The organism is Massilia oculi (assembly GCF_003143515.1).
Taxonomy (GTDB): domain Bacteria; phylum Pseudomonadota; class Gammaproteobacteria; order Burkholderiales; family Burkholderiaceae_D; genus Telluria; species Telluria oculi.
Map to the genome: position 1 here is coordinate 1,686,636 of NZ_CP029343.1, position 24,799 is coordinate 1,711,434.

Consider the following 24,799-nt stretch of genomic DNA (forward strand, 5'->3'; position numbering starts at 1 on the left):
ACCATGAAAGCAAAACTGATCATCGCATTCGCCGGCGTCGCAGTAGCGGCGGCGGCCGCCGCCGGCGGCGCCATGTGGTACATGAATCCAGCCCCCGCCGCCGGCGCCGTCGCCGCCAAGCCGGCCCCGGAGAAGAAGCTGACCAAGTACGTCACCCTGGACAAGGTGATCGTCATGCTGCGCCGCGCGCCGAACGAGCAGGCCGCGCACTACCTGTCGGTCGACCTGGTGCTGGCCACCACCCCGGCCGAGGAAAAGGAAACCAAGGAGCAACTGCCGCTGCTGCGCAGCATCGCCGTGTCGGCGCTGTCGGCGCGCACCCTGGCCGAAGCCTCGAGCATGTCGGTCGACCAGTACGCGTCCGAGCTGAACAAGGTATTCGACGCCAACTACGAAAAGGAAAACCACGTGAAGCCGTTTTCCGAAGTCATGGTCGGCAAGCTGATCATCGAGTGACGCGAACCCGCCTGGTGACCACGTGGCCTATATGAGCGACTACCTCGACGTTGCCGCCGCCGACTACGGCGATGCGGCGACCAGCGCCGGCATGAGCGCGCAGGAGGAAGGGCGCCACCTGCTGGCCTACGCGCCGCTGGTCAAGCGCATCGCGCGCCAGCTCGGCAGCCAGGTCTCGGGCGCGCTCGGGCGCGAGGACATGGAACAGATCGGCCTGATGGGCCTGCTCGAAGCGCTGCGCCGCTACGGCCAGCCCGACACCGGTTTTTCGAGCTATGCGGCGCTGCGCGTGCGCGGCGCCATCCTCGACGAGCTGCGGCGCCAGGACTGGCGTCCGCGCGCGGTGCGCCAGGAAAGCCATCGCCAGCGCGATGCCCTGCGCGCGCTGACCCGCAGCCTGGGGCGCGAGCCGAACGAGAAGGAAGCGGCCGCGGCCCTGGGCCTGTCCGCGGAAGAGTATCAACAGTATCTGCTCGACGACAGCGCCGAGGAAATGCTGAGCTTCGATGAAGTATTGCAGGAAGCGGTCGCCGAAGCCCATCACACCCCCGGCCCGGAAGAACAGTTCATGGTGCGGCGCAGCCTGGAACAGGTGCTGACCACCCTCAACGAAAAGGAGCAGCGCGTGATCCAGATGATCTACGAGTTCGAACTGAGCTACAAGGAAATCGCCGCCGTCCTCGACCTGTCCGATGCCCGCGTCTGCCAGCTCAACAAAAGTGCGCTGGCCAAGATGAAGGCCGCGCTCCAGCGCGACTGAACCGAACAACAGAAAACGCCAGAAAGGCTTACGTCATGCAGCAACTACTCGGTATCGCCATCGTGCTCGGCGCCGTCTTCGGCGGTTTCACGATCATGGGAGGCACCTTCTCCGCGATCTTCCATCCGGTCGAGATCCTGATCATCGGCGGCGCCGCCTTCGGCGCCCTGGTGCTGGGCAACCCCAGGCACGTGCTGTCCGAGATGGGCCACCAGCTCAAGAAGGTCGCGGCGCGCAAGAAGCACGACTCCGAATTCCAGCGCCAGCTGCTGCTCCTGATGTACGAACTGCTGCAGACCGCCGCCGGCGGCCTGAAGGCCCTCGACGCCCACGTCGAGGCGCCCGCCGAAAGCCCGCTGTTCCAGCGCTATCCGCTGATCCTGGACGAGCCGAAGCTGCTGGCCTTCATCGTCGACAATTTCCGCCTGATGGCCATGGGCAAGATCAACGCCCACGAGCTGGAGGGGGTGCTGGAGCAGGAACTGGAAGCCATCCACGAAGAGCTGACCCAGCCCTCCAAATCACTGCAAAAAATCGCCGAGGCGATGCCGGGCTTCGGCATCCTGGCCGCGGTGCTGGGCATCGTGATGGCCATGTTCTCGGTCTCGGGCGGCGCCGATTCGGGCGAGATCGCCGAGAAGGTCGGCGCGGCCATGGTCGGCACCTTCATCGGCATCTTCTTCTGCTACGGCGTGCTCGAGCCGCTGGCCAACCTGATGAAGCAGACCGTCAATTCGGACGCCTCGACCATGGAGACCGTCAAGGTGGTGCTGTGCACCCACGTCGCCGGCAAGCCGGCGCTGCTGGCGATCGACGCCGGCCGGCGCCTGATCCAGCTGAACACCAAGCCCAGCTTCGCCCAGCTCGAACAGTGGATCAACGCCATGGGCGGCGAAGACGAATCGCAGAACAAGCGGCGCCGCGGCAGCGACCGCATGACGGGGTAAGACGTGTCGAAACCGAACGACAAGCACGAATCGACCATCGTCAAGCGCGGCGGCGGCAAGCACCAGCACGACGAGCACGGCGGGGCCTGGAAAGTCGCGTTCGCCGACTTCTGCCTGGCCCTGATGGCGCTGTTCCTGGTGCTGTGGCTGATCGCCGCGCGCGAGCAGCAGAACCTAAAGGCGATCGTGCGCGACGCAACGGACTCCGGCATGCTCGAGGGCCAGGGCCAGAAACCGGCCATCGCCACCGAGCCGAGCGGCAGCCTGATCGAGCGTTTCGAAGTCCCGCGCACCGGCAATGCCGGCACCAGCAACCCGGGCAGCCCGAGCGCGCCGCGCACCGCCTACGAGACCCCGGCCGACCTGGCCGCCCTGTCGAAGGCCCTGACCGAGCTGTCGGAGAGCGCCGGCCTGGCCTCGAACCTCTCCACCGTGGTCACGCCCTACGGCCTGCGCGTGATGCTGCACGATACCGATAAACAGGGCATGTTCATGCGCGGCAGCGCACTGCCCACCGGCCGCTTCGCGCGCCTGCTGCAGAAGATGGGGCCGCTGTTCGCCCAGATGCGCAACCAGATGCTGGTCATCGGCCATACCGATTCGAGCCGCTACGCCGGCGGCGACAAGGGCGGCTACTCGAACTGGGCCTTGTCGACCGACCGCGCGCTGTCCGCGCGCGCCCAGCTGCTCGCCGGCGGCATGCACAGCAGTACCGTGCTGCAGGTGGTCGGCATGGCCGACCGCGGCCCGCTGCACCCGGAAGCCCCGCTCGACGGCATGAACCGCCGCATCGAACTCCTGATCCTGACCAGCGCCCAGTCGCGCGCGGTGGCGAACATGTTCGGCGCGCCCGGCAGCCACGGCACGGCGCTGGGCAGCGGCGCGTCGGTCACCATGCCGGGCGCCGCGGACCTGGAACAACTGCGCGGCCAACTGCCGACTTCGCCATGACGATCCAACCGAAATCCCGAGGTAACCGCATGAAAATCACCGGCTCGTCCGTATCCACCGTCACCATCGGCGCCCAGACCGTGTCGGTGCCGGTGCAGGCCGAGGCGCCGGCCGCGCCGGCCGCCGCCCTGCAATCCGAAGTGCTGAAGCCGGCCGCCGAAGCGATGCGCGCGATGCCCGATTTCGACGCCGCCCGCGTGGCCGAGCTGCGCGACGCGCTGGCGCGCGGCGAGCTGCCCTTCGATCCGGGCCGCCTGGCCGGCCTGATCCAGAAATTCCACGGAGGGCGCTGAAGATGGCCACCCTCACCCGCCAGCAGGCCAACACGCTGCTGCTCGAAGGCGTCCGGAAGGACCTGGCCGAAGCGGCCGCCATCCACACGCTGCTGGAACAGCAGTTCGAGGCCGCGGTACGCCACCGCAGCGCCGAACTGACCGCGCTGGCCGACGACCTGGCGCCGCTGCTCGAGGCAATGGAAGCGCGCCGCCAGCAGCGCGTGCAGCTGGTGCGCGCCCTGCTCGGCCCGGACGCCTCGATGGCGCAATACAGCGCCAGCCTGGCCGACGGCGCGCGCGCGAGCTTCGACGCCGCCTGGGCGGAGCTGGAAGCCATCGTGGTCGCCTGCAAGGAAGCGACCACGCGCAACGGCCGCCTGCTGGCCGAGCAGTATTCCGTGATGCAGCGCGTGCTGCATGGCGAGGACGAGATCTATGCGCCACGCTGATATGTCGATCGCGTCGACGGCGCCGACCGCGGCCACCAGCGCCACCCGCCCTACCGCCGGCCTCGGCGGCGGCGACGCCAGCTTCGGCCGGCTGTTCAGCGAGCTGCAGGGCGAAGTGACCGCCTACATCCAGCATGGCGATGCCGGCGCCGACAGCGGCGCGGCCAGCAGCCTCTCCGCGGAAGGCGCCCTGCTGCGCCTCCGCGCCAGCGGCCTGATCATGGGTGAAGAAGACCGGGTGGACGCGGCCACGGCCAGCGGCGGCGCGGCCGCCAACACGCCTGAGCAGCAGGCTTTCCTGGACAGCATCGCGCCATGGGCGCGCCAGGCCGCCGAGCGCCTGGGCGTGGCGCCGGAACTGGTGCAGGCCCACGCCGCGCTGGAATCGGGCTGGGGCCAGCGGCCGCTGCGCACCGCCGACGGCGCCAGCAGCCACAACCTGTTCGGGATCAAGGCCGGCGCCGGCTGGAACGGCGCGACCGGCGACTCGAGCACCACGGAATATGTGAACGGCGCCGCGCTCAAGACGCGCGAACGCTTCCGCGCCTACCCGAACGCGGCCAGCGCCTTCCAGGATTACACCCGGGTATTGATGGACAATCCGCGCTACCGCGGCGCCCTGAATACCGGCAGCGATGCCCAGGCCTTCGCCCAGGGCCTGGCGCGCGGCGGTTATGCCACCGACCCCGGCTACGCCGCCAAGCTGGCCCGCATCGCGGGCGCTCTGCAGGGATCGAAGGAGTGAAGTCTCATTCGCCCAGCGGCATGTCGATCGGCTGCACGGCGCCGGCGCCCAGTACCCGCATGCGCACCACCTGGCCGCTGGCGCTGTTCTTGACCCGCACCACCGCGCCGCGCGCGCCGGCGTCGAGCGCCTCGCCCGCCATGCTGACCTCGATGCCGTCCTGGCGCGCCGTCATGACCACCGTCTCGCCGCGTTTCACCACGATCGGCGCCACCAGCTGGCTGGCGCGCAGGACCTCGCCCGCGCGCAGGCTGCGCCGGCTGGACTGGCCGACGGCTTCGTCGAGCATGCCGATCGGATCGCGCACCTGGCTGATGTCGCGCCGCTCGAGCGTGACGTCGGCCTCGGAGAGTTCGCGGTTGGCCGCCACCGGCGCCGCTGTCACCGCCACCAGGGCCGAGATGCGGGCCCGCACCACGAAATCGTGGCGCCAGCCCTTGCCGTCCGGGCAGCGCGCCACGAAGCGCATGCGCGCCGGCTGGCGCGTGTCGATCGCCTCGACCATGACCGGCCCCTTGCAGGCCGGCGGCGGACGGCTGCTCGACACCGTCAGGTCGAACTGGGGATCGCCCAGCCCGATGGCGTCGGCGCCCTTCTCGAGCTGCTCGCGCGCCGCTTGTTCTATTTCTACGGAAAGAGTTTGTGCCGCCCCTGCTGTGGTGCACAACAGACAGGTTACAATACTTAGAGTTGCCTTAAGGAAAGCAATCATTGGACAATACGGGTCAGGCGGAAAGGCCCATTCTAACCAAACTCACAGCAGTTCACTGGAGAATCTCCATGTCGATTAATTTCAAGGAAGCTCTCGGCGTCAGCGCCGATGCGCTCCAGTTGCGCGCCGAACGCACCCGCGTGCTGGCAGCGAACATCGCCAACGAGAGCACGCCTGGCTATACGGCACGCGACCTCGATTTCGCCGCCGTGATGCAGGCCCGGATGGACGCCGACGATGGCGCGCCGACCTTGTCGGAAGATGGCCCCTTGTTCCGCGTCCCCTACCACCCGAGCGCCGACGGCAATACCGTCGAGATCGGCATCGAGCAGGCCGCCTTTTCGCAGAACGCCTCCGATTTCCAGACCAGCCTGACCTTCATCAATATGAAGCTGCGCGGCCTCAACAAAGCCATCACCGGCCAATAAGGAGCGCTGAATGAGTTTCAAAGACATTTCCCTGATCGCCGGCTCGGCCATGGCGGCCCAGACCGTGCGCCTGAACACGATCGCCAGTAACCTGGCCAACGCCAATGCCGCGGCCACCACCGAAGCCGAGGCCTACCGCGCGCGCAAGCCGGTGTTCGCCGCGATGCTCGACGGCGAAGGCGTGGCCAAGGTCAAGGTGCTGGACGTGGTGCAGTCGAGCGAGCCGCTGCGCCGCATGCACGAGCCGGACAATCCGCTGGCCGACGCCGACGGCATGGTGTACTACGCCAACGTCAATGAAGTGGCCGAGATGGCCGACATGATGGCCGCCTCGCGCGCCTTCGAAACCAATGTCGAGGTCATGGGCCGCATCAAGTCGATGCAGCAGTCCCTGATCCGGATGGGAGAAAGCTGATCATGGTTACCACCACCAATAATTTCGGCTTCAGCAGCAATTACAGCAGCACCAGCACCAGCCCGGCCGGCGTGCCGATGAGCGAGAACAAGGACATGTTCACCAAGCTGCTGGTGGCGCAGATCCGCAACCAGGACCCGCTGGCGCCATCCGACCCGGCCACCTTCGTCAACCAGCTGTCGCAGCTGTCGCAGACCGAGGCGCTGGAAAACATGACGCAAACCACCGCCGCCAGCGCCACCATGCTGCAGAGCCTGCAAGTGCTGGCGATGGGCGGTCAGGTCGGCAGCCAGGTCTCGGTCGAGACCTCGCGCGTCGAACTGGGCGACGGTCCGATCACCGGCAGCGTGCGCCTGGAAGGCGCCAGCACCCTCACCCATGTGATCCTGACCGACGTGGCCGGCAAGCAGACGAAGATCGAACTGCCGCCGCACGGCATCGGCGGCCAGGCATTCACGCTCGACCCGTCCAAGCTCGGCCTCCCGGCAGGCAAGTACAGCATCGCCGCCGAATCGTCGGACGGCACCAAGCCGGCGATCGAGATCAACGGCCGGCTGAATAGCGTGCGCCTCGATTCGACCGGCGGCATCCTGATGCAGGTGGCCGGCATCGGTGAAGTCGAGCCGGGCTGGATCACGGGTTTCAATGGCAAGAACACTTCCGCCGACCTGGCGTTCACCAACTAAAGGATTCCCCCATGAGCTTCAATATCGCCCTGTCGGGCATCCAGGCCATCAACGAGCAGCTGAACACCCTGTCGAACAATATCGCCAACGCCGGCACCTACGGCTTCAAGAGCAGCCGCGCCAACTTCGCGTCGGTGTATGCGGGCGACATGGCCAACGGCGTGCAGGTGGGTTCGCTGACCCAGAACATCGGCCAGAACGGCAGCCTGCAGACCACCGGCCGCGGCCTCGACGCCGCCATCCTCGGCCGCGGTTTCTTCACCAGCCGCGACGCCCAGGGCGTGGTCTCGTATTCGCGGGTCGGCATCTTCAACACCAACGCCGACGGCTACCTGGTGGACGCCACCGGCAAGCGCGTGCAGGGCTATGGCCCGACGGTGAACGGCGTGCTGGGCACCTTGGGCGATATCGAGATCCCGACCGGCCAGATTCCGGCAGTGGCGACCACCCGGGCGACCTACACCGGCAATATGTCGAACGACTGGGACGTCAAGCCTGCCGCAGCCTTCGACATGACCAATGCAAGCACCTACAATATGGTGAAGCAATCGGTGGTCTATGATTCGCTCGGCACCCAGCACACCGTATCGCAATACTTCCTCAAGACCGATGACGACACCGTCACGGTTCGCTACAGCATCAATGGCGCAGCCCCGACCGCTGCCCAGACCCACCCGCTGAATTTCGAGGCGAATGGCCAACTGCAAGCGGCCTCGGGCACGGGCCCGACCCCGGCTCTGACGTTCACGCCGCCGGGCGCAAATCCGCTGACGTTCAGCTTCGATTACACGGGCACCACCAAATTCGCCGGCGAAGCGACCACCACCGGCAACCGTCCCAACGGCTACGCCTCGGGCACCTTCGTCGGCGTGGAACTGTCCGAGAATGGCTCGATCGTCGCCAAGTACAGCAACGAGCAGCAGCAGATCGTCGGCACCGTGGCGATCGCCACCTTCCCGGACGAAGGCAGCCTGGCCCCGACCAGCGACACCACCTGGGTCGCCAACGCCAACTCGGGCGCGCCGCTGTATACCACTCCGGGCGTCGGCCTGGGCGGCAAGCTGTCCAAGGGTTCGCTGGAAGGCTCGAACGTGGACATCACCTCGGAACTGGTCGGCCTGATGACCTCGCAGCGCAACTACCAGGCCAACTCGAAGGTGATCACCGCCGAGAACCAGATGATGCAGTCGCTGATGCAGGCGCTGTAAGCGGTTAAAGCATGGACAAGTTCATCTTCACTGCCGTCAGCGGCGCCGAACGCACCCTGCGCGCGCAGCAGGTGCGCGCCAACAACCTGGCCAACGCCGACACCCCGGGCTTCCGCGCCAATATCGAGCTGGCCTCGGTGCAGGCGCTGGGCGGCTACGGCTTCGACGACGTGCACCTGTCGCGCAACCAGGCCGACGCCGTGTCGGTACGCAGCGGCGCCGTGCGCGACACCGGCCGTTCGCTCGACGTCGCCGTCAACGGCAATGGCTACCTGGCGGTGGAGTTCGGCGAAGCCGAGGCCTACACCCGCGCCGGCGCGATCGACATCGACGCCAACGGCGCGCTGTCGGTCAACGGTCGGCCGCTGCTGGGCGAAGGCGGCGCCATCGTGCTGCCGCCGCATACCGCGGTCGACATCGCCAATGACGGCACCATCTCGGTGATGCCGGAAGGCGGCACCGTGACCCAGATCATCGACCGCCTGCGCCTTGTCAGCGCCGACGGCGCCCAGCTGACCAAGAACGAGGCCGGCCTGATCGTCACACGCGATGGCCAGCCACTGGCGCTTGATGCGAACGTCACCGTGCGCGGCCGCGCTCTCGAGGGCAGCAATGTCTCGGCGGTGGAAGAAATGGTTGCCGTGATGAGCCTGAACCGCAGCTTCGAGCTGCAGATGAAGATGTTCAAGGCCAGCGACAGCATGAACGAGTCGGGCAACCGGCTCCTCGGTGCGTAAGCATCGGCACACTCAATAGGGAGCAAGCATGAATCCAGCAATGTGGATCAGCAAGACCGGCGTGCAGGCACAGGATGCCAAGCTGCAGGCCATCGCCAACAATCTGGCCAACGTCAACACCGTCGGCTTCAAGCGCGACCGCGTCGTGTTCGAAGACCTGTTCTACCAGGTCGACGCCCAGCCGGGCGCCCAGAACGCCGACAACACCGTCAACGGCGGCGTCCAGCTCGGCAACGGCGTGCGCGTGGTCGGCACCCAGAAGGCCTTCACCAACGGCAGCCTGCAGACCACCAGCCAGCCGCTCGACGTCGCCATCTCGGGCGCGGGCTTCCTGCAGGTGCTGCGTCCTAGCGGCGAACCGGCCTATACCCGCGCCGGCCAGCTGAAGGTCGACCCGAACGGCACGCTGACCAATGCCCAGGGCCTGGCCATCGTGCCGCAGATCACGATCCCGCAGAATGCCAGCGGCGTCACCATCGGCGAGAACGGCGTGGTCTCGGTGACCTTCCCGAACCAGCCGGCGCCGCAGGAAATCGGCCAGATCAACCTGACCGCCTTCATCAACCCGACCGGCCTCCTGGCCCTAGGCGACAACCTGTTCCAGGAAACCGCCGCCAGCGGCGCGCCGAACGAAGGCCGTCCGGGCGACGCCGCCTTCGGCACCCTGAAGCAGGGCGCGCTGGAAGGCTCGAACGTGCAGGTGGTCGAAGAGATGGTCGACATGATCGCGGCCCAGCGCACCTACGAGATGAACACCAAGGTGCTGTCGGCGGCCGACAATATGCTGCAATACCTGTCGCAGGCGGCGCGCTGATGAAAGCGCTGGCCGCCCTACTCGGCATCGTCCTGCTGGCCGGCTGCGCCACGCCGGCCCAGGTCGCCATGCGCGACGACGATGACGACCACATGCCGCTGCAGCGCATGGCGCGCGGCGGCGTCTCGGGCGGCGTATTCACCGCCGACACCGTCTCGCTGACCTCGGACAGCCGCGCCTACCGCGTGGGCGACGCCGTCACCGTGATCCTGCAAGAGACGACCCAGGCCAGCAAGCGCGCCGGCACCAGCATCTCGAAGGGCTCTTCGATCGGCATTTCCCCGCTCGCCGCGCTCGGCAAGGTCTACGACAAGGCGGCGGTCGACATCACGGCCGACCGCGATTTCCAGGGCGACGCCACCAGTACCCAGCAGAATGCGCTGTCCGGCTCGCTGACCGTGATCGTGCAGGAAGTGCTGCCCAACGGCCTGCTGCGCGTGGCCGGCGAAAAGAACCTGATGCTGAACCAGGGCGAGGAATTCGTGCGCCTGAAGGGCTTCGTGCGCGCGGCCGACGTCGACGCCGACAACCGCGTGTCCTCGCTGCGCGTGGCCAATGCCCGCATCGCCTACTCGGCGCGCGGCGCGCTGGCCGACGCCAACCAGCCTGGCTGGCTGACGCGCTTCTTCAACAGCCCATTGATGCCGTTCTGAGGATTCCATCATGAACCTGCGCCGGATTGCGCCCATCTTCTTCGCCGCCCTGCTGGTCGGCGCCGCCCTGCCCGCCACGGCGGCGCAAGCCTTGCGCAACCTGGTCAGCGTCGAAGGCGTGCGCGAAAACCCGCTGGTCGGCTACGGCCTGGTGGTGGGCCTGAACGGCTCGGGCGACTCGACCCAGGTCAAGTTCGCCAGCCAGTCGGTCATCAACATGCTCAAGCAGTTCGGCGTGCGCCTGCCGGAAGGCGAGGACGCCAAGAACAAGAACGTGGCGGCCGTCATGGTCTCGGCCACCTTCCCGCCCGGCTACCGCCGCGGCCAGAGCATCGACGTCACCGTCTCCTCGCTGGGCGACGCCAAGAGCCTGCGCGGCGGCACCCTGCTGCTCACGCAGTTGCGCGCGGCCGACAACGAGATCTACGCCCTGGCCCAGGGCAATGTGGTGGTCGGCGGCCTGAGCGCCACCGGCCGCAGCGGCTCCTCGGTCACCGTCAACACCCCGACCGCCGGCCGGGTGCCGAACGGCGCCATGATCGAGCGCGAGATCGCGACCGATTTCGCGACCCGCCCGCAAGTGATGCTGCGCCTGCGCCAGCCGCATTTCGAGACCGCCACCAACGTGGTCAACGCGATCAACAAGCGCTACGGCCCGATCGCCACCACCCTGGACGGCACCAGCGTCGAAGTCATCGCCCCCGAGAACCCGACCGAGCGCGTGGCCTTCGTGGCCAGCCTGAACGCCATCAGCGTGGAAGCCGGCATCGAGGTGCCGAAGGTCGTGTTCAACTCGCGCACCGGCACCGTCGTCATCGCCGACGGCCTGCGCGTGAAGGCGGCCGCCGTGACCCACGGCTCGCTCAAGGTGATCATTTCGGAAAGCTCGAACGTCAGCCAGCCGGGCCCGTTCGCGCGCGGCCAGACCGCGGTGACGCCGGAATCGAAGCTGTCGGTCGACCAGGGTTCGGGCCAGATGTTCCGCTGGCCGCCGGGCGCGCGCCTGCAGACCATCATCGATACCGTGAACAGCCTGGGCGCCTCGCCCGACGACATCATGGCGATCCTGCAGGCCCTCGACCAGGCCGGCGCGATCGAAGGCGAACTGGTGGTGATCTGATGCGCATCGACGACCTGCGCAACGACGCGCTCAAGACCGCCAACGAGGCGCCGGTCGCTCCCGCCGCCGACCAGCCGGACCCCGCCTACGTGGCGAAAGCGACGCAGGCCGCGGTCGAGTTCGAACGCTTCTTCATCAGCCACATGCTGCGCACGATGCGCGCCTCGACCCGCGAAATGGCGAGCGAGGACAGCGTGTTCAACAACCGCGTCAACCAGGACATGCAGGACATGGCCGACGACCTGGTGGCCGGGAACATGGCCGGCCAGCGCGCCTTCGGCATCGCCGACGCCATCCTGCGCCAGCTGGTACCGGGCGCCGGTAACGGCAAGCGTTAGCAATACCGGAAACGGATCGGATCCCGGGCGCGATCCGATTTATACAAGAAGCTTAATAGACAGCAATAATCGGTCGCCTTTACAGGTTAACCTGTCTCGAGGACAAATTCGCACCATGACGATCATCAATAATGCCCTCTCGGGCGCCCTCGCCGCCCAGATCGCCCTGTCGGCCAGCAGCCACAACATCGCCAACCTGCAGACCAAGGGCTATACCCGCCAGTCGGCGCTCTTGATGGCGGTCGGTCCGGATGCCAGCGGCCGCTCGGCCGGCAATGGCGTGCAGGTGACCTCGCTGCTGCGCTTCTCGGACAACTACAAGACCCAGGCCATGTGGCGCGCCAATTCCGACCAGGGCGCGTACTCGCAGTCGCAGCACTACCTGACCCAGCTCGAAAGCGTGATGGGCGACGCCTCGGCCAGCCTGTCGGCCGGCATCGACGACTTCTTCAAGGCGATCAACGCGGTGGCGGGCGACCCGGGCTCGACGCCGCTGCGCCAGCAGGTGCTGACCGCGGCCGGCCTGATGGCCGAGCGGTTCAACGGCCTGAACAACGTCTTCAGCACCCAGCTGACCTCGGTGCGCCAGCAGCGCAGCGCCCTGGTCGACGCGGCCAACGTCGATATCGCCACCATCGCCCGGCTGAACCAGCAGATCATCGAGACCCAGGCCGGCGGCGTATCGGCCTCGAGCCTGATCGACGCGCGCGACCAGGCCATCGACGACCTGTCGTCCAAGATGGCGCTGGAAGTGTCGGACAATGGCGACGGCAGCCGCGACGTCTCGCTCAAGAGCGGCCAGGCGCTCGTGATCGGCAGCATGCACGGCACCCTCAAGGCGGCCGCGACGGCCGATTCGCCGCAGGCGTTCTCGATCACCTTCGCCAACTCGACCTTCACGCTCGACGCCAGCAAGATGGGCGGCCAGCTCGGCGGGCTGACCCAATTCGAGATCAATACCCTGCTGCCGCTGCAGGAGGACGTCGACGCCCTGGCGCAAGAGGTCGTCACCCGCGTCAACGACCAGCTGACAGCAGGCTACAATGCGCCGGGTGCGGTGCCGAACGGCGTCCCGCTATTTGTCTATACCCCAGGCAATGGCTCGAACATGATCAAGACGGTTGCCGGCTTCAAGGCCGAAGACCTGGCGTTCTCGAGCGATGGCACGCCGGGCGACACCGGCAATCTGCAAAAGCTGGCCGCGCTCAAGTCCGCGTCGATCAACCTGCCCAATATCGGCAGCGTACTGCTGAGCGATGCCGACACCCAGATGCTGGGCAAGCTGGCCGTGGACAGCAAGATCAACAAGGCCGCCCTGAAGACCGCCGAGACGGTGCGCGTGCAGTCGATCAACGACTGGCAGTCGACCAGCGGCGTCAACGAAGACGAGGAAGCGGTCAAGCTGGTGGAATTCCAGCGCATGTACCAGGCCAATATGCAGGTGATCTCGATCGCCAATTCGCTGTTCGACGCCACCCTGGCCATGATGCAGTAAGGAGAACATGATGCGTATCGCCACCGCCCAGTACCAATCGACGATGAACCAGTCGCTCCAGAACAACCAGGACCGGCTCAGCTACATCATGCGCCAGCTGGATACCCAGAAGCGCATCCTGCTGCCCTCGGACGACCCGGTCGACAGCGTGCGCCTGTCGCGCCTGGCGCGCGAGGAATCTACGGTCGGCCAGTACCGCAGCAATATCGCCTCGCTCCAGCTGCGCCTGACCAAGTCGGAAGGCTACCTGAGCAATATGGTCAACGAGATGATCCCGGGCCGCGACCAGCTGGTCTGGGCCCTCGACGGCGCCAATACCCCGGACGACCTGAAGGCCATGATCGCGCCGCTGAAATCGCTGCGCGACAGCCTGTTCCATACCGCCAACACGATCGACGAGGAAGGCAACTACCTGTTCGCCGGCACCCTGACCAAGACCGCGCCGATGGTCTACGACGACACCCTGGCTATCGGTTCGCGCTACAGCTTCGCGGGCAATACCAATACGCAGAACGTCGTGGTCGGCAATGGCCTGACCCAGCCCGCCAACGAGAACCTGGCTGAACTCGAGAAACTGCTGAACCAGATCGACGCCACCATCGACGTCATGTCGCAGCCGGGCGCCACACCCAACGATCCGGCCATACGCGCCGTGCTGACGGCCAATCTGGACGGTTTCGACACCGCGCAAGCCCTGATCTCGAGCAAGATCGCCGACCTGGGCGGACGCCAGAACATCATCAAGACCCTGAACGACAACCACACCAACATCAGCCTGTCGAACAAGATCGCGATCACCGACATCGGCGCGCTCGACGTCGGCGTCGCCGCCACTGAGCTCAACGGTTATTCGGCCGCGCTGCAGGCGACCTACAAGGCCTACGCCAAGATCGGCAACCTGTCGCTGTTCAATGCGATCTGACGGCCATGGAAGCACTCTCCAGACCAGCCGCCGCCAGCCCGACCGCTTCTAGCGCCACCGCTAACAGCGCGGTCGTCAGCGGCAACACCGGCGCCCAGAGCACCCCGGCCACCGGGAAGGCCCACGCCGTGCCACCGCTCGACGCCGACAGCCGCGCCATCACCCGCACTCCGCCGACCTCGAGCCCGCTGCGCCGCCGCGTCGGCATGAACCAGAACCTGCAGAGCGAGGTCGCGCGCGCCCAGCAGGCGCTCGACTACCTGGCCCGCATGGCCAGCCAGCTCGAGGCGCTCAAGGCCGACCTGAGCACGCGGCTGTCGAGCCGGGGCGCGGCCGCCTCGCGCGACCTCGAAGCGCGGGTGCGCCAGCTCACGGCGGCGCTCGAAAACCGCCGCCAGCAGGCTGGCGACGGCCTGGACGCCGCGCTCGACTTCGACGCCGTGGCCGGCGCCCAGCAGCGTTTCCGCATCCAGGGCCTCGACATCGCCACGCTGCGCAGCGGCGGCGCCCAGAGCATGGGCTTCTCGGTCGGCAGCGCCGGCGGCCCGCAGTTGGCGGCCACGATCGAGCCGGGCATGACGCCCCAGGAAATCGCCCAGCGCCTCGACCGCACCCTGGCCCCGGTCAAGGTGCGCGCCGGGCTGGACCAGGAAGGCGAGCTGGTGTTCACCACGCGCGAATCGACCTTCACCGGCATCAAGGACGCGATCGCGGTGACCGGTCGCGGCCGGGTCGACACGATGCCGCTGCCCGCCGCCCTCGATCCGAAAAACTGGGACTTGGGCAACCCCGACGCCCTGCGCCAGAGCCTGCGCGAAGTGGTGCAGGCGCTGGCCCGGGTGCGCCGCTCCCAGGATGCGGCCTCGGTGGCGCTCAGCACCGCCATGGCGCGCAACGCCCAGCCGGCGATCCCGAGCACCGAACTGGCGATGATCGCCCAGGACTTCACCGCCACCGCCGCCAGCCACGACTACGATTCGCTGCTGGCCATCACCTCGGCCCTGGTCGGCGTCAGCCGCGAACGGGTGACCGCCCTGCTCGGCCTGCGCTGAGACGGCCCCGGTGGCCGGACGTTGACCGTTCCGGCCACCGATACAATCGATGACTGTTCACGATCGCGCTTTCATGCGATAAAGCAAGGGTGGCAACCACCGGTTGCACGGCATTCCCTACCAGGATTATCGAGCCATGCTGACAACTTCCACCACCGGACTCGCGTCCCAGAGCGCCGCCCGGCAATACGGCGACATCCGCACCAACCTGACGCAGTCGCTGCTGGCCCAGAACCCCGGGCTGAAAGTCCTCGACGCCCAGGTCAAGCGCGACGATGCCCGCCTGTCATCCATCGGCAAGATGGCGCTGGCGCTGGACGGCTTCCGTTCGGTCGCGGCCGGCCTCACCGGCGGCAAGCTCGACATGCTCGCCAGCGCCACGGGCAGCGCCCTGTCGGCCAGGCTGAGCGCCGCGTCCGCCACGCCCGGCAAGTATGCGGTGGACGTCCAGCAGCTGGCCCAGGGCCAGAAACTGCAAACGAAGGCGGTGGCCGACAAGGATGCGGCGCTGGGCAGTGGCGGCGCCAGCACGATCACGATCGAAACCGGATCCGGCGCCAATGTCAAAAAGACCACGGTGCGCATCGATGCGGGCGACACCAGCCTCGAAGGCATCGCCAGGGCCATGCGCGAAGCCGGCCTGGATGCCGGGGTCGCCAAGGATGGCAACGGCTACTCGCTTAGCCTGACCGGCGAGACGGGCGCCGCCAACGGCATGCGCATCAGCGTCGCCGGCGACCCGGTACTGGGAGGGCTGCTCGCCTATCAACCGGGCAAGGAAGGCGGCATGCAGCAGGTGGCCGAGGCCCGGGATGCGCGTCTGGTGGTCGACGGCAAGACCGTCACCTCCACCACCAACTCGGTCACCGAGGCCATCCCCGGCCTGAACCTGACCCTCAAGGAGACCGGCAAGAGCGAGGTCGAGGTAAGCAGCAATCCCGCCGCGATCGCCGGCAACGTTAAGGATTTCGTCAAGGCCTTCAATGACCTGAACACCCAGCTGGGCAAGCTGGAAACGGGCGACGACCGTTCCGACACCACGCTGTTGCGCATGAAGGCCCAGATCGGCAACATCGTCAACGGCAGCAGCCTGCGCGACCTGGCCGGTTTCGGCATCACGCAAAAGGATGGCGCGCTGGTGCTGGACGAGGACAAGCTCAAGGCGGCCGTCGCCGCCGATCCGGCACGCGCCAGCAAGGTGTTCAGCGACAAGGGTGGCCTGGCCGACCGCCTGGTCGCCCAGGTCGACAGGCAGATCGGCGTGAGCGGCAGCCTGGGCGTCGAGGCGGCCAGCGTGATGCGCGAGCGCGAGCGCCTGCTCGACCAGCGCGACAAGGTGATCGACACCGTGACGCGCCAGGCCACGCTGATGGCCCAGCAATACCAGCTGGCCGGCAGCGGCAACGGGCTGCTGTTCGGCGGCGGCGCGGGGCGGCCGATGTCGCTGTTCGATTACATGGCCTGATACGGCGCAGGTAAGGCCAGCGATAGTTGCCCGCCGCCGCGGGCGCGCCAATACCCGCTCAACGCCGCGCGGAAACCGGATTGAGCAAGGCCGGTTGGCCGATTTCGACCACCCTGGCGTTCGACTTCTCGAAATAGTCGCCCCAGAAACCGGTCAAAGCGCGCATCGTCTTGGGATCGCGGTACTTGCTGGTCTTGGCCGTCCCTCCACTGAGCAGCCCGGCGCCGATGACATAGATCTCGGCGCCGCCGAAATCTCCCAGCAAGCCATTGTCGTCGACAGTCTTGAGTTCTTTCGCCGGATCGATCAGCCTGACCGAATTGCCGCCACTGCCGTAGAAGGCGGTCACCGAAGAATTCTCCAGCATGTCCGATGCGATCACGACGACCTTGCGTTGCGCGGTCGAGTTCTTGATCCGGGTCGAGATAGCCTTGAACGATGCCAGCACGTCGGACCGGGCCAGCTCGGCGCTGGCGTCGTTGAAGGCGGTGCGCAAGGCGGCGCCGACGGCCTGTGTTGCCTGCTGGGGCTGGCGCTTCGTGCAGGCGTCGAACCTGTTCAGCAGCGGCTTGGAGATGTCGTCACGCTGCCCGTGCGCGATTGCCGGCTCGATGGTGCCCGATGTAAGCACCCGGGCGTAACGGCCCTGAGAGAACGCCGAGAAGATCGTCACCGAAAACGCGTTGTCGGCCGTCATGAACGGGCGCACGCTGTTGGCCACTTGTTGCTGCAGATTGGCGTCGAACACCGTGGTCTGGTCGATCAGGACGAACAGTTCGGTGGCGGCAGGCGCCGGGCGGGCGCCCAGCTTGCCCTGGTAACACGTGGGGACAACGTTTTCGACGGCAACGCAGTATGGTGCGGCCAGCGCGAGCGCGAGCGCCAGTGGAGCGGCATTCTTGATCACAGCAGGTCCTCGATCTGGGACAGGCGCTGCTTCCTGGCGGCCTGCTGCGACTCCTTGCGCTCCCTGAGCGCAGCCGTCACTTCCTCGATAAGCGCATCGGGCAGCGACGTCAAGTACGTAGCGCGCTGTTCCGCATCGCCGACCAGCCGGTCGAGTTCGCGGATCGCTGCCTCGACCTCGGCCGTACGTGCGCGCAGCAGTTGATCCGCCGAAGGCGATTGCGCCAGTGCCGACGAAGCCAACGGTGCAGGCGACGCCACCGGCGAGGCCGGCGCCGCCGGCACGGCGGCATCGGCCCGGGCCGTACTGGCTCGCTGTGCGCGCTCTGCGTCGTCGCGTACGCGCTCCTGCTCCGCTTGCATGGCCCGGCGTTGGCGATTGCGGTACTCGGACTGCTGGTGATCAGCGCCATCCAGGAAATCGAGGAAGTTCCGGTTCGGGTTGATCGCCTTTCCGCTACCTTCCTCGGCATGACGCTGGATCATGCGCTGCTGGAGGTTCTCGAGCTGGTTCTGGGCCTTGTCAATGAATTGCTGGGCGGCTGTGCGCACGTCGCCATAGGTCTGGAATTTGCCTTTGCCCAACGATTTAAATGCTTCCTTGCTGTTTTCGCCGGCGAAACCCCAGCGGTAACCGAACAGTACGCCGAGGGCCTGCAAGGCCACGAACAACACCGCCAGGATCGCGAACGTGACCCAGTAGCCATGCAGGTCGTACTGTGCGGCTTCATCGACCGCCTTGCCGTCGGCCGCCAGGTCGGATTGCATGTCGGCTTCGGGAATCAGCATCGGCTGCCCCATGTCGAGGCCGCCTCCAGTCGCGCTGCGCTGGTCGATCAGTTCGCTTTTTTGCATGCGTACCGAATCGTCCATCAGTTTGTTGGCACTCTGAACCCGCACATAGGTCGCCCCCACCGCGATGGCCACGACAAAGGCCAGCGTGACCCAGCTCACGACGAAGCTCGCGTGCTTGCCGACCCGGTTGCAGACCTGGGTGTATTCGGGCTGGCCATCATCGCCGTGCTGTGGCTTGGACAAGGCCATCGACCCGGAATGCAGCGCATGCGTCTTGCCTTCTTCGATCCAGTCCTTGCGGGCGCGTCGGATCTTCAGCGAACGGTACAGTTCATGGCCGGCAAAGTGGGTCGCGAACACACACAGCGCTGAAATGATGAAGGCGATGCCGATGGATGCGTACTGCTGCGTGGTTTCGCTCGCGCCCGGCACGGTGTACCCGGCCAGGACGTAGCTGAAACCCTGGGCTTCGACGAAGACGAAACCGATAACCAGGACCCAGATCGCCAGCGGCGTCGTGCTGCGGCCATTGTCCCCCGCCTTCTGCAGATAGGTCATCCGCTGCTCGAAGTCGTATTCGGACTGCACCTGGATGAAGGCCTTGTAGTCCTGGCACAGCGTGCGCTCGGACTTGAACCAGCCGCTGCCGTCGTTGGACTGGTGCAGGTCCTTCGACAGGCGCGCCAGCTTGCCGATGACCGGGAAGGCATACCAGGTATTGAGCCACCACCATTTCAGGCGGTCCCACATCAGCGACAGGACGATCGCGGCGGCCGCCGTGTATAGCAGGGTCCAGAGGAGCAAGGGATAGGTGTGAAGAAATTCAGAAAGCATGGTCGTTCTCAGTTGGCGATGACAGGTTTAAACGGCGAAACGTAAAGCTGGCTATTGCGCGCGTAGACAATGTTGCCGCCGCTCGCCGATTTGTTGGCGCCGCGGCTGTACACGATATCCACGCACTGCACGCCGCCGGCACCTTCGGCGAAGATGCGGTACAGGATGCCTTTTTCGCCGAGATACGTATTCACCGCGGGACGGATCGCTACACTGGGTGTCGGATTGCGATTCTTGGCCGGGTCGTAGTTGGCGTACACCTTGAACTCGGGCACCTGGGCCAGGGTCGCCTCGCTGGCCAGGACGGCGACCTTGTTGATCACGATCTGGTGGCCGTTGACGCGCTCGGTCCAGGTCTTGCCGTACAGACCAGGCACGTGTTCGTTGGCCCGGTAGGTCGCACCATCCTTGAGCGCCTTGACGCCACCGGCGCTGCGCGGTCGGTCTTGCGAGCAATCGGACAACACCGCCATATCGTCGTCGGCGTAGGCGCTGCTGATGAGCGAGAAAAGTGAACGCTCGCGCTCAAGTTTGCCTAGACCGGCAGGGGCCGCGGACACCCGCTGCGTCAGAGGCACGCCGCCAAAATCGAGTTCCGCCGTGGTCGCCTTCGGCGCCGGCGTGGACCTGGACGGCGCGCGCCGCGCTTGCGCCGTCACTTCTGGCGTCAGCGCAGGCGCCGTCGACGCAAGCGCGCGCTGGGCGGCTCGCGGCGCGTCTTTCGACATGGTGCGGGCAGCCGCCACCGCACGTTCCGCGCCGGGTTTCACGCCTGGATTGGCTTCTGTTTGCGGTGCGCGCTTCGCCGCACGCTCGCGCGGTGCTTGCTCCGACGAGCGCTGCGCTGGCGTGTGCGCGGCCACTGCGGAGGCTGACGCAGCGGCAGGCGCGGTACGATAGAACTGGTAGTTCGGACGGCGCGCGTCGAGGTACTTGCCCATGCTGGCGTCGTCGGCCAGTTCGACGATCTCGACACGCCGGTTCTGCAGGCGACCGCCCTCGGCGCGGTTGTCCGCCACTGGATAGACTTCGCCAGCGCCCTGGTAATACATCTGTTCGCGCGGGATGCCGCGCCGCTCGAGGTATTCGGCGACCGCGCGCGCGCGCTGCTCGGACAAGGCGGCGTTCAGCGCAGAGGAGCCGGTGTCGTCGGTATGCCCCACCAGCAGTAGCTTGCGGTTGTTGCCGGCCTGGCGCAGGCGTTCCTTCTCCGCAGGGGTGCCTGCCGCCTGTGCACCCTTGTTGAGGTTGTAGATGTCGGCGATGGCCGAAAAATAACGTTCGGCGCGCTCGGTCAAGAGCGCCGAATTGCTCTGAAAATGGCCACCGTTGGCCGATTCGTCTTGCATCGATACGATATTGCCGATCAAGCTTCTCTTGATATCGCCAGCATTATTGGCACGCAGCAATTCACTATCCGAAATTACCGCGCCATCGTGTTTAATGCCCGCGAATTGCATCTGTAGCTGATATTCCTGCGCGACCTTGGCCATTGCACAACGGCGGTCATCGATATCGGCGCCGATCAGCCCCCCGACGGCCCCGCCAAATAATGCCCCGGCCAGCATCGCGCCTTTATCCTTGTTGCCGAGCTTGGCGCCAAGCAGCGTGCCCGCAATGCCGCCGATGAGCATGCCGGTATTCCGCGCATTATTGGAACAGGGATCAGGGTTGTTGAATGTGTCCTGGACAGCGCCCCGGAATCCGCCTTGCTGGTTGGGGACAGTGGCGCAACCGGTGGCGGAGAGTGCCGCCGCGGCGACGACGATGTGTTGAAGCGTCTTCGTTTTCATCGGCCCAACACAATGGCAGTGGCAATATTGCTTTTCATGGTAACCATTCAGATTCAGGAAATAGGTATTTGCATTTTAATGACGCCCTATTATTGCCGCAAGGCTAGAGTAATTAATAATTTGAATAATCACATATTGTCTTAACAATGCAATATTCGCAAAGGCAGTTGTCACATCATGGATATTTTTGGTGAGATTCAAAATGATTCATCATGAACACGTCACAACGCGATCAGCCGCCTGCCGCGATTGGAATAAAAAAAAGCCCGGTGAAATATCACCGGGCTTTCTACATCAAGGGCCAGCGGAGCTGCCCTTGCAAACCAGTATTACGCGCCTTCGCGGCTGGCCTTCTTGCGCTCGTGCTCTTTCAGGAAGCGCTTGCGCAGACGGATCGATTTCGGGGTGATCTCGACCAGCTCGTCGTCCTCGATGAACTCGACGGCGTATTCCAGCGACATCTGGATCGGCGGCACCAGGCGCACCGCTTCGTCGGTGCCCGACGAACGCACGTTGGTCAACTGCTTGCCCTTGATCGGGTTGACGACCAGGTCGTTGTCGCGCGAGTGGATGCCGATGATCATGCCTTCGTACACCGGGGTGTTGTGCTCGACGAACATGCGGCCGCGGTCCTGCAGTTTCCAGATCGCGTAGGCGACGGCGGCGCCGTCATCCTGCGAGATCAGCACACCGTTGCGACGGCCAGCCAGGTCGCCCTTGCTATTGTCGACCGCTGCGTACTCGTGGAACACGTGGCTCATCAGGCCGGTGCCGCGGGTCAGGGTCATGAACTCGCCCTGGAAGCCGATCAGGCCACGGGCCGGGATCAGGTATTCCAGACGCACACGACCTTTACCGTCGGATTCCATGTTCTGCAGGTCGCCACGGCGGCGGCCCAGTTCTTCCATCACGCCGCCCTGGTTGGCTTCTTCGACGTCGACGGTCAGGTTCTCGTATGGCTCCTGGCGCACGCCGTCGACCATCTTGTAAACAACACGTGGACGCGAAACCGCGAGCTCAAAACCTTCCCTGCGCATGTTTTCCAGCAGGATGGTCAGGTGCAGCTCGCCGCGGCCCGACACTTCGAACGTGGTGTCGTCGTCGGTCGGCGCCACGCGCAGCGCCACGTTGGCCTTCAGTTCGCGCTCGAGACGCTCGCGCAGTTGGCGGCTGGTGACGAACTTGCCTTCGCGGCCGGCCAGCGGCGAGTTGTTGACCATGAAGTTCATGGTCAGGGTTGGCTCGTCGACGGTCAGCATCGGCAGCGCTTCCGGGGTGTCGACCGCGCACACGGTCGAACCGATGCCGATTTCTTCGATGCCGTTGATCAGGCAGATATCGCCGGCAACCGCCGAATCGACCAGCACGCGCTCCAGGCCCTTGAAGTTCAGCACCTGGTTGATGCGGCCCTTGATCGGGGTCGAATCAGGGCCGTTCAGGATCAGCACGTCCTGGCCGGTCTTGACGGTGCCGCGGTTGACGCGGCCGATGCCGATCTTGCCGACGTAGGACGAGTAGTCCAGCGAGGTGATCTGCATCTGCAGCGGGCCGTCCGGGTTGTCGTCACGCACTGGCACGTATTTCAGGATGGCGTCGAACAGCGGCTTCATGTCGCCGCCGCGCACGCTTTCGTCCATGCCGGCGTAGCCGTTCAGGCCCGAGGCGTAGACGATCGGGAAGTCCAGCTGCTCGTCGGTCGCGCCCAGCTTGTCGAACAGTTCGAAGGTCTGGTTGATGGCCCAGTCGGCGCGCGCGCCCGGACGGTCGATCTTGTTGACGACGACGATCGGCTTCAGACCAAGCGCCAGCGCCTTGCGGGTCACGAAGCGGGTCTGTGGCATCGGGCCTTCCTGCGCATCGACCAGCAGCAGCACCGAGTCGACCATCGACAGCACGCGTTCCACTTCGCCGCCGAAGTCGGCGTGGCCCGGGGTGTCGACGATGTTGATGTGCGTGCCTTCGTATTCGACGGCGCAGTTCTTCGACAGAATGGTAATGCCGCGCTCTTTCTCGAGATCATTCGAGTCCATGACGCGGGTGTCCACGGCCTGGTTTTCACGGAAGGTGCCGGACTGGCGCAGCAGCTGGTCGACGAGCGTGGTCTTGCCGTGGTCAACGTGGGCAATGATTGCGATATTACGAATCGCGCGTTTGGTGTTTGACATGATTTTTGAGAAGTAGCGTGGTGTACGAAATGTACTGGAACTGCGTGTACTGGAACTTCAAGTCCGATACTGCTGATTTCGGAAACCGACTAGTATAGCATGGGAAGCCGTCCCGTCCGAATCTCGCCGCCGAAAGGCAGGATTTTTCAACGGAATTTCAACAGCTTGTCACGGCGGCAGCGTGGTGGAAGATTAGCCGCCGTCCGTGACAGCCGCGTGACATGCTCGCCAGAAAAAGATCAGGCGGCCGGCGCGGTCGAGATCAGGCGCTCCGGCGCCAGGATCGCGTACTCGCCCAGCTGGCCGGTGCCGAGCAGGCGGCCGTCGTGGTAGATGCGCACCCTGCCCGGCCGTTCCGGTACGGCGACGTCTTCCTTGCCGAGCGCCAGGCGCTGGCCTTGCAGGAAGCGCCTTGCCAGTTCGGCGTCCAGTTCGATCGACGGGAAGGTCGACAACAGCGCATCGACCGGCCGCAGCAGCGAGCGCGGATCCGGGTGCGCCAGCATCGCGTCCAGCGTGATCATGCCCGTGACGTCCAGCGCGCCGACCTCGATCCGGCGCAGCGCGTTCAGGTGCGCCCCACAGCCGAGCGCGGCGCCGATGTCCTCGCCCAGCACACGCACATAAGTGCCCTTGCTGCAGGTGACGCGGATCTTCAGGAATGGCGCCTGGTAGTCGATCATCGACAGCGCGTGGATGGTGACCGGCCGCGCCTCGCGCTCGAGCGTGATGCCCTCGCGCGCATATTCATACAGGGCCTTGCCGTCGCGCTTGAGCGCCGAATACATCGGCGGCACCTGCTGGATCGGACCGCGGAAACGCGCCAGCGCCGCCTCGATCTGCTCCAGGGTGACGTCGACCGGCAGGGTCTCGATGGCCTCGCCCTCGGTGTCGCCCGTATTCGTCATGATGCCCAGGTGAACCGTGGCCTCATAGGTCTTGTCGGCCTCGAGCAGGTCTTGCGAGAATTTGGTCGCTTCGCCGAAGCACAGCGGCAGCAGGCCGGTGGCGAACGGGTCGAGCGTGCCGGTGTGGCCGGCTTTCTTCGCGTTCAGGACACGCTTGGCCTTGATGAGGGCGTCGTTCGACGACAGGCCGACCGGCTTGTCGAGCAACAGCACGCCATCGACCAGATCGCGCGGTTTTTTCGCGGGACGTCCGTTCACTCTTTCTCCGCCGGATCGGCTGGCTGCATGCCGGGATTCGACTCGGGATTCGACTCCGGGTCGTCCTTGGCGCGCGTGGCGTTGGCCTGGTCGATCAGGGCCGACATCGCCAGGCCGCGCACGGTCGAGGTGTCGTGGAGGAAGTGCAGCGACGGCAGCGTATGGATGTGCAGACGCTTGCCCAGCATATTACGCAGGTAGCCGGAGGCCTTGTTCAAGCCTTCCAGGGTCTGGCGCACTTCTTCCGCGCTGTCTTTGAGCAGGGTGAAATAGATTTTGGCGTGGGCGTAGTCAGGCGTCAGCTGGACTTCGCTGATGGTGACCATGCCGACGCGCGGGTCCTTCAGTTCGAAGGCGATGAGTTCCGACAGGTCCTTCTGGATCTGGTCGGCCACGCGCAAGCCGCGCTGTGGGATGCTTTTACTGTGTTTAGCCATAATGTCTTGCTTGTTCTTTTGTGAACTTCTGTTCCGGGTTCGGGTCGGGGCCTGATGGAAAAAAGGGCCAGGCCC

General features: G+C 65.7%; 27 protein-coding genes. 20 read left to right on the forward strand and 7 right to left on the reverse strand.

The features are described from left to right. Positions 1-3 precede the first annotated feature (3 nt). Genes DIR46_RS07925 through DIR46_RS07955 form a run of 7 tightly spaced genes read left to right on the forward strand, consistent with a single transcriptional unit; the run spans position 4 to position 4,583 of the window. Positions 4-456, forward strand: coding sequence for a flagellar basal body-associated FliL family protein (locus DIR46_RS07925; RefSeq protein WP_109344756.1), 453 nt, complete (start codon positions 4-6; stop codon positions 454-456). 31 nt (positions 457-487) lie between these two features. Beyond that, positions 488-1,216 carry a FliA/WhiG family RNA polymerase sigma factor gene (locus DIR46_RS07930; protein ID WP_109344757.1) on the forward strand — a complete coding sequence of 243 codons (729 nt, stop codon included), beginning with the start codon at positions 488-490 and terminating at the stop codon, positions 1,214-1,216. Positions 1,217-1,251: 35 nt separating this feature from the next. Then, positions 1,252-2,163: a flagellar motor stator protein MotA gene (gene motA / locus DIR46_RS07935; protein WP_109344758.1), complete on the forward strand. Its 912-nt coding sequence runs from the start codon at positions 1,252-1,254 to the stop codon at positions 2,161-2,163. 3 nt (positions 2,164-2,166) lie between these two features. Then, positions 2,167-3,114 carry a flagellar motor protein MotB gene (locus tag DIR46_RS07940; RefSeq protein ID WP_109344759.1) on the forward strand — a complete coding sequence of 316 codons (948 nt, stop codon included), beginning with the start codon at positions 2,167-2,169 and terminating at the stop codon, positions 3,112-3,114. 29 nt (positions 3,115-3,143) lie between these two features. Beyond that, a complete protein-coding gene (flgM, locus tag DIR46_RS07945; RefSeq protein WP_109344760.1) occupies positions 3,144-3,407 on the forward strand; it encodes a flagellar biosynthesis anti-sigma factor FlgM in 264 nt (87 codons plus the stop codon). A 2-nt stretch (positions 3,408-3,409) separates the two neighbouring features. Continuing rightward, the gene (gene flgN, locus DIR46_RS07950) at positions 3,410-3,838 is read left to right on the forward strand and encodes a flagellar export chaperone FlgN (RefSeq protein ID WP_109344761.1); all 429 of its coding nucleotides are present in this window, start codon (positions 3,410-3,412) and stop codon (positions 3,836-3,838) included. After that, positions 3,825-4,583 carry a glucosaminidase domain-containing protein gene (locus DIR46_RS07955; protein WP_109344762.1) on the forward strand — a complete coding sequence of 253 codons (759 nt, stop codon included), beginning with the start codon at positions 3,825-3,827 and terminating at the stop codon, positions 4,581-4,583. Before flgN ends, DIR46_RS07955 begins: the two co-directional genes overlap by 14 nt. 4 nt (positions 4,584-4,587) lie before the next feature. Here the strand turns inward: DIR46_RS07955 and flgA are convergent, their stop codons facing one another. Then, a complete protein-coding gene (flgA, locus tag DIR46_RS07960; protein WP_229446536.1) occupies positions 4,588-5,250 on the reverse strand; it encodes a flagellar basal body P-ring formation chaperone FlgA in 663 nt (220 codons plus the stop codon). A gap of 113 nt (positions 5,251-5,363) precedes the next feature. On the opposite strand from flgA, the gene flgB reads away from it, so the two are divergent. From flgB to fliD, 13 genes are all read left to right on the forward strand, one after another. Continuing rightward, positions 5,364-5,723: a flagellar basal body rod protein FlgB gene (gene flgB / locus DIR46_RS07965; protein WP_109344764.1), complete on the forward strand. Its 360-nt coding sequence runs from the start codon at positions 5,364-5,366 to the stop codon at positions 5,721-5,723. A 10-nt stretch (positions 5,724-5,733) separates the two neighbouring features. Continuing rightward, positions 5,734-6,138, forward strand: coding sequence for a flagellar basal body rod protein FlgC (gene flgC, locus DIR46_RS07970; protein WP_109344765.1), 405 nt, complete (start codon positions 5,734-5,736; stop codon positions 6,136-6,138). Positions 6,139-6,140: 2 nt separating this feature from the next. After that, positions 6,141-6,824, forward strand: coding sequence for a flagellar hook capping FlgD N-terminal domain-containing protein (locus tag DIR46_RS07975; RefSeq protein ID WP_109344766.1), 684 nt, complete (start codon positions 6,141-6,143; stop codon positions 6,822-6,824). 11 nt (positions 6,825-6,835) lie between these two features. Next, on the forward strand, positions 6,836-8,032 hold the full coding sequence (locus DIR46_RS07980) for a flagellar hook protein FlgE (protein WP_109344767.1): 1,197 nt from the start codon (positions 6,836-6,838) through the stop codon (positions 8,030-8,032). 11 nt (positions 8,033-8,043) lie between these two features. Next, positions 8,044-8,769 (forward strand): flagellar basal body rod protein FlgF, encoded by a 726-nt coding sequence (locus tag DIR46_RS07985; protein WP_109344768.1) that lies wholly within the window; start codon positions 8,044-8,046, stop codon positions 8,767-8,769. 28 nt (positions 8,770-8,797) lie between these two features. Then, entirely contained in the window at positions 8,798-9,583 is a 786-nt protein-coding gene (gene flgG / locus DIR46_RS07990; RefSeq protein WP_205289096.1) for a flagellar basal-body rod protein FlgG, read from the forward strand. After that, a complete protein-coding gene (gene flgH, locus DIR46_RS07995; protein WP_109344770.1) occupies positions 9,583-10,236 on the forward strand; it encodes a flagellar basal body L-ring protein FlgH in 654 nt (217 codons plus the stop codon). The genes flgG and flgH overlap by 1 nt, the downstream gene beginning before the upstream one ends. Before the next feature lie 10 nt (positions 10,237-10,246). After that, positions 10,247-11,356: a flagellar basal body P-ring protein FlgI gene (locus tag DIR46_RS08000; RefSeq protein WP_109344771.1), complete on the forward strand. Its 1,110-nt coding sequence runs from the start codon at positions 10,247-10,249 to the stop codon at positions 11,354-11,356. Continuing rightward, on the forward strand, positions 11,356-11,694 hold the full coding sequence (locus DIR46_RS08005) for a rod-binding protein (RefSeq protein WP_109344772.1): 339 nt from the start codon (positions 11,356-11,358) through the stop codon (positions 11,692-11,694). The genes DIR46_RS08000 and DIR46_RS08005 overlap by 1 nt, the downstream gene beginning before the upstream one ends. A 115-nt stretch (positions 11,695-11,809) precedes the next feature. Further along, positions 11,810-13,189: a flagellar hook-associated protein FlgK gene (gene flgK / locus DIR46_RS08010; RefSeq protein ID WP_109344773.1), complete on the forward strand. Its 1,380-nt coding sequence runs from the start codon at positions 11,810-11,812 to the stop codon at positions 13,187-13,189. Between the two features lie 7 nt (positions 13,190-13,196). Continuing rightward, positions 13,197-14,111 carry a flagellar hook-associated protein FlgL gene (gene flgL / locus DIR46_RS08015; protein WP_307719132.1) on the forward strand — a complete coding sequence of 305 codons (915 nt, stop codon included), beginning with the start codon at positions 13,197-13,199 and terminating at the stop codon, positions 14,109-14,111. A gap of 5 nt (positions 14,112-14,116) precedes the next feature. Continuing rightward, positions 14,117-15,163, forward strand: a complete 1,047-nt coding sequence (locus DIR46_RS08020) for a hypothetical protein (protein WP_109344774.1) — start codon at positions 14,117-14,119, stop codon at positions 15,161-15,163. 136 nt (positions 15,164-15,299) lie between these two features. Continuing rightward, the gene (fliD, locus tag DIR46_RS08025) at positions 15,300-16,628 is read left to right on the forward strand and encodes a flagellar filament capping protein FliD (protein WP_109344775.1); all 1,329 of its coding nucleotides are present in this window, start codon (positions 15,300-15,302) and stop codon (positions 16,626-16,628) included. Between the two features lie 58 nt (positions 16,629-16,686). Here fliD and DIR46_RS08030 read toward each other — a convergent pair whose 3' ends face one another. From DIR46_RS08030 to rbfA, 6 genes are all read right to left on the reverse strand, one after another. Beyond that, positions 16,687-17,535: a hypothetical protein gene (locus DIR46_RS08030; RefSeq protein WP_109344776.1), complete on the reverse strand. Its 849-nt coding sequence runs from the start codon at positions 17,533-17,535 to the stop codon at positions 16,687-16,689. Next, complete coding sequence (locus DIR46_RS08035) at positions 17,532-19,163, reverse strand: hypothetical protein (protein ID WP_162819479.1); 1,632 nt, start codon at positions 19,161-19,163, stop codon at positions 17,532-17,534. The genes DIR46_RS08030 and DIR46_RS08035 overlap by 4 nt, the downstream gene beginning before the upstream one ends. 8 nt (positions 19,164-19,171) lie before the next feature. Further along, positions 19,172-20,956, reverse strand: a complete 1,785-nt coding sequence (locus DIR46_RS08040; RefSeq protein WP_109344778.1) for an OmpA family protein — start codon at positions 20,954-20,956, stop codon at positions 19,172-19,174. 329 nt (positions 20,957-21,285) lie between these two features. Then, positions 21,286-23,121, reverse strand: coding sequence for a translational GTPase TypA (gene typA / locus DIR46_RS08045; protein ID WP_071360163.1), 1,836 nt, complete (start codon positions 23,119-23,121; stop codon positions 21,286-21,288). 239 nt (positions 23,122-23,360) lie between these two features. Next, positions 23,361-24,287 carry a tRNA pseudouridine(55) synthase TruB gene (gene truB, locus DIR46_RS08050; RefSeq protein WP_109344779.1) on the reverse strand — a complete coding sequence of 309 codons (927 nt, stop codon included), beginning with the start codon at positions 24,285-24,287 and terminating at the stop codon, positions 23,361-23,363. Then, on the reverse strand, positions 24,284-24,724 hold the full coding sequence (rbfA, locus tag DIR46_RS08055) for a 30S ribosome-binding factor RbfA (RefSeq protein WP_109344780.1): 441 nt from the start codon (positions 24,722-24,724) through the stop codon (positions 24,284-24,286). The genes truB and rbfA overlap by 4 nt, the downstream gene beginning before the upstream one ends. Between the last annotated feature and the right edge of the window lie 75 nt (positions 24,725-24,799).

Coding starts and splice junctions, on each gene's coding strand:
- flgG (WP_205289096.1), top strand. CDS start 8,798: ATGAATCCAGCAATGTGGATCAGCAAGACCGGCGTGCAGGCACAGGAT.
- DIR46_RS07925 (WP_109344756.1), top strand. CDS start 4: ATGAAAGCAAAACTGATCATCGCATTCGCCGGCGTCGCAGTAGCGGCG.
- flgB (WP_109344764.1), top strand. CDS start 5,364: ATGTCGATTAATTTCAAGGAAGCTCTCGGCGTCAGCGCCGATGCGCTC.
- typA (WP_071360163.1), bottom strand. CDS start 23,121: ATGTCAAACACCAAACGCGCGATTCGTAATATCGCAATCATTGCCCAC.
- DIR46_RS07955 (WP_109344762.1), top strand. CDS start 3,825: ATGCGCCACGCTGATATGTCGATCGCGTCGACGGCGCCGACCGCGGCC.
- DIR46_RS07985 (WP_109344768.1), top strand. CDS start 8,044: ATGGACAAGTTCATCTTCACTGCCGTCAGCGGCGCCGAACGCACCCTG.
- DIR46_RS08035 (WP_162819479.1), bottom strand. CDS start 19,163: ATGCTTTCTGAATTTCTTCACACCTATCCCTTGCTCCTCTGGACCCTG.
- DIR46_RS08020 (WP_109344774.1), top strand. CDS start 14,117: ATGGAAGCACTCTCCAGACCAGCCGCCGCCAGCCCGACCGCTTCTAGC.
- flgH (WP_109344770.1), top strand. CDS start 9,583: ATGAAAGCGCTGGCCGCCCTACTCGGCATCGTCCTGCTGGCCGGCTGC.
- DIR46_RS08005 (WP_109344772.1), top strand. CDS start 11,356: ATGCGCATCGACGACCTGCGCAACGACGCGCTCAAGACCGCCAACGAG.
- flgL (WP_307719132.1), top strand. CDS start 13,197: ATGATGCGTATCGCCACCGCCCAGTACCAATCGACGATGAACCAGTCG.
- DIR46_RS08000 (WP_109344771.1), top strand. CDS start 10,247: ATGAACCTGCGCCGGATTGCGCCCATCTTCTTCGCCGCCCTGCTGGTC.
- flgC (WP_109344765.1), top strand. CDS start 5,734: ATGAGTTTCAAAGACATTTCCCTGATCGCCGGCTCGGCCATGGCGGCC.
- flgM (WP_109344760.1), top strand. CDS start 3,144: ATGAAAATCACCGGCTCGTCCGTATCCACCGTCACCATCGGCGCCCAG.
- DIR46_RS07975 (WP_109344766.1), top strand. CDS start 6,141: ATGGTTACCACCACCAATAATTTCGGCTTCAGCAGCAATTACAGCAGC.
- fliD (WP_109344775.1), top strand. CDS start 15,300: ATGCTGACAACTTCCACCACCGGACTCGCGTCCCAGAGCGCCGCCCGG.
- flgK (WP_109344773.1), top strand. CDS start 11,810: ATGACGATCATCAATAATGCCCTCTCGGGCGCCCTCGCCGCCCAGATC.
- motA (WP_109344758.1), top strand. CDS start 1,252: ATGCAGCAACTACTCGGTATCGCCATCGTGCTCGGCGCCGTCTTCGGC.
- DIR46_RS08040 (WP_109344778.1), bottom strand. CDS start 20,956: ATGAAAACGAAGACGCTTCAACACATCGTCGTCGCCGCGGCGGCACTC.
- rbfA (WP_109344780.1), bottom strand. CDS start 24,724: ATGGCTAAACACAGTAAAAGCATCCCACAGCGCGGCTTGCGCGTGGCC.
- flgN (WP_109344761.1), top strand. CDS start 3,410: ATGGCCACCCTCACCCGCCAGCAGGCCAACACGCTGCTGCTCGAAGGC.
- DIR46_RS07980 (WP_109344767.1), top strand. CDS start 6,836: ATGAGCTTCAATATCGCCCTGTCGGGCATCCAGGCCATCAACGAGCAG.
- DIR46_RS07930 (WP_109344757.1), top strand. CDS start 488: ATGAGCGACTACCTCGACGTTGCCGCCGCCGACTACGGCGATGCGGCG.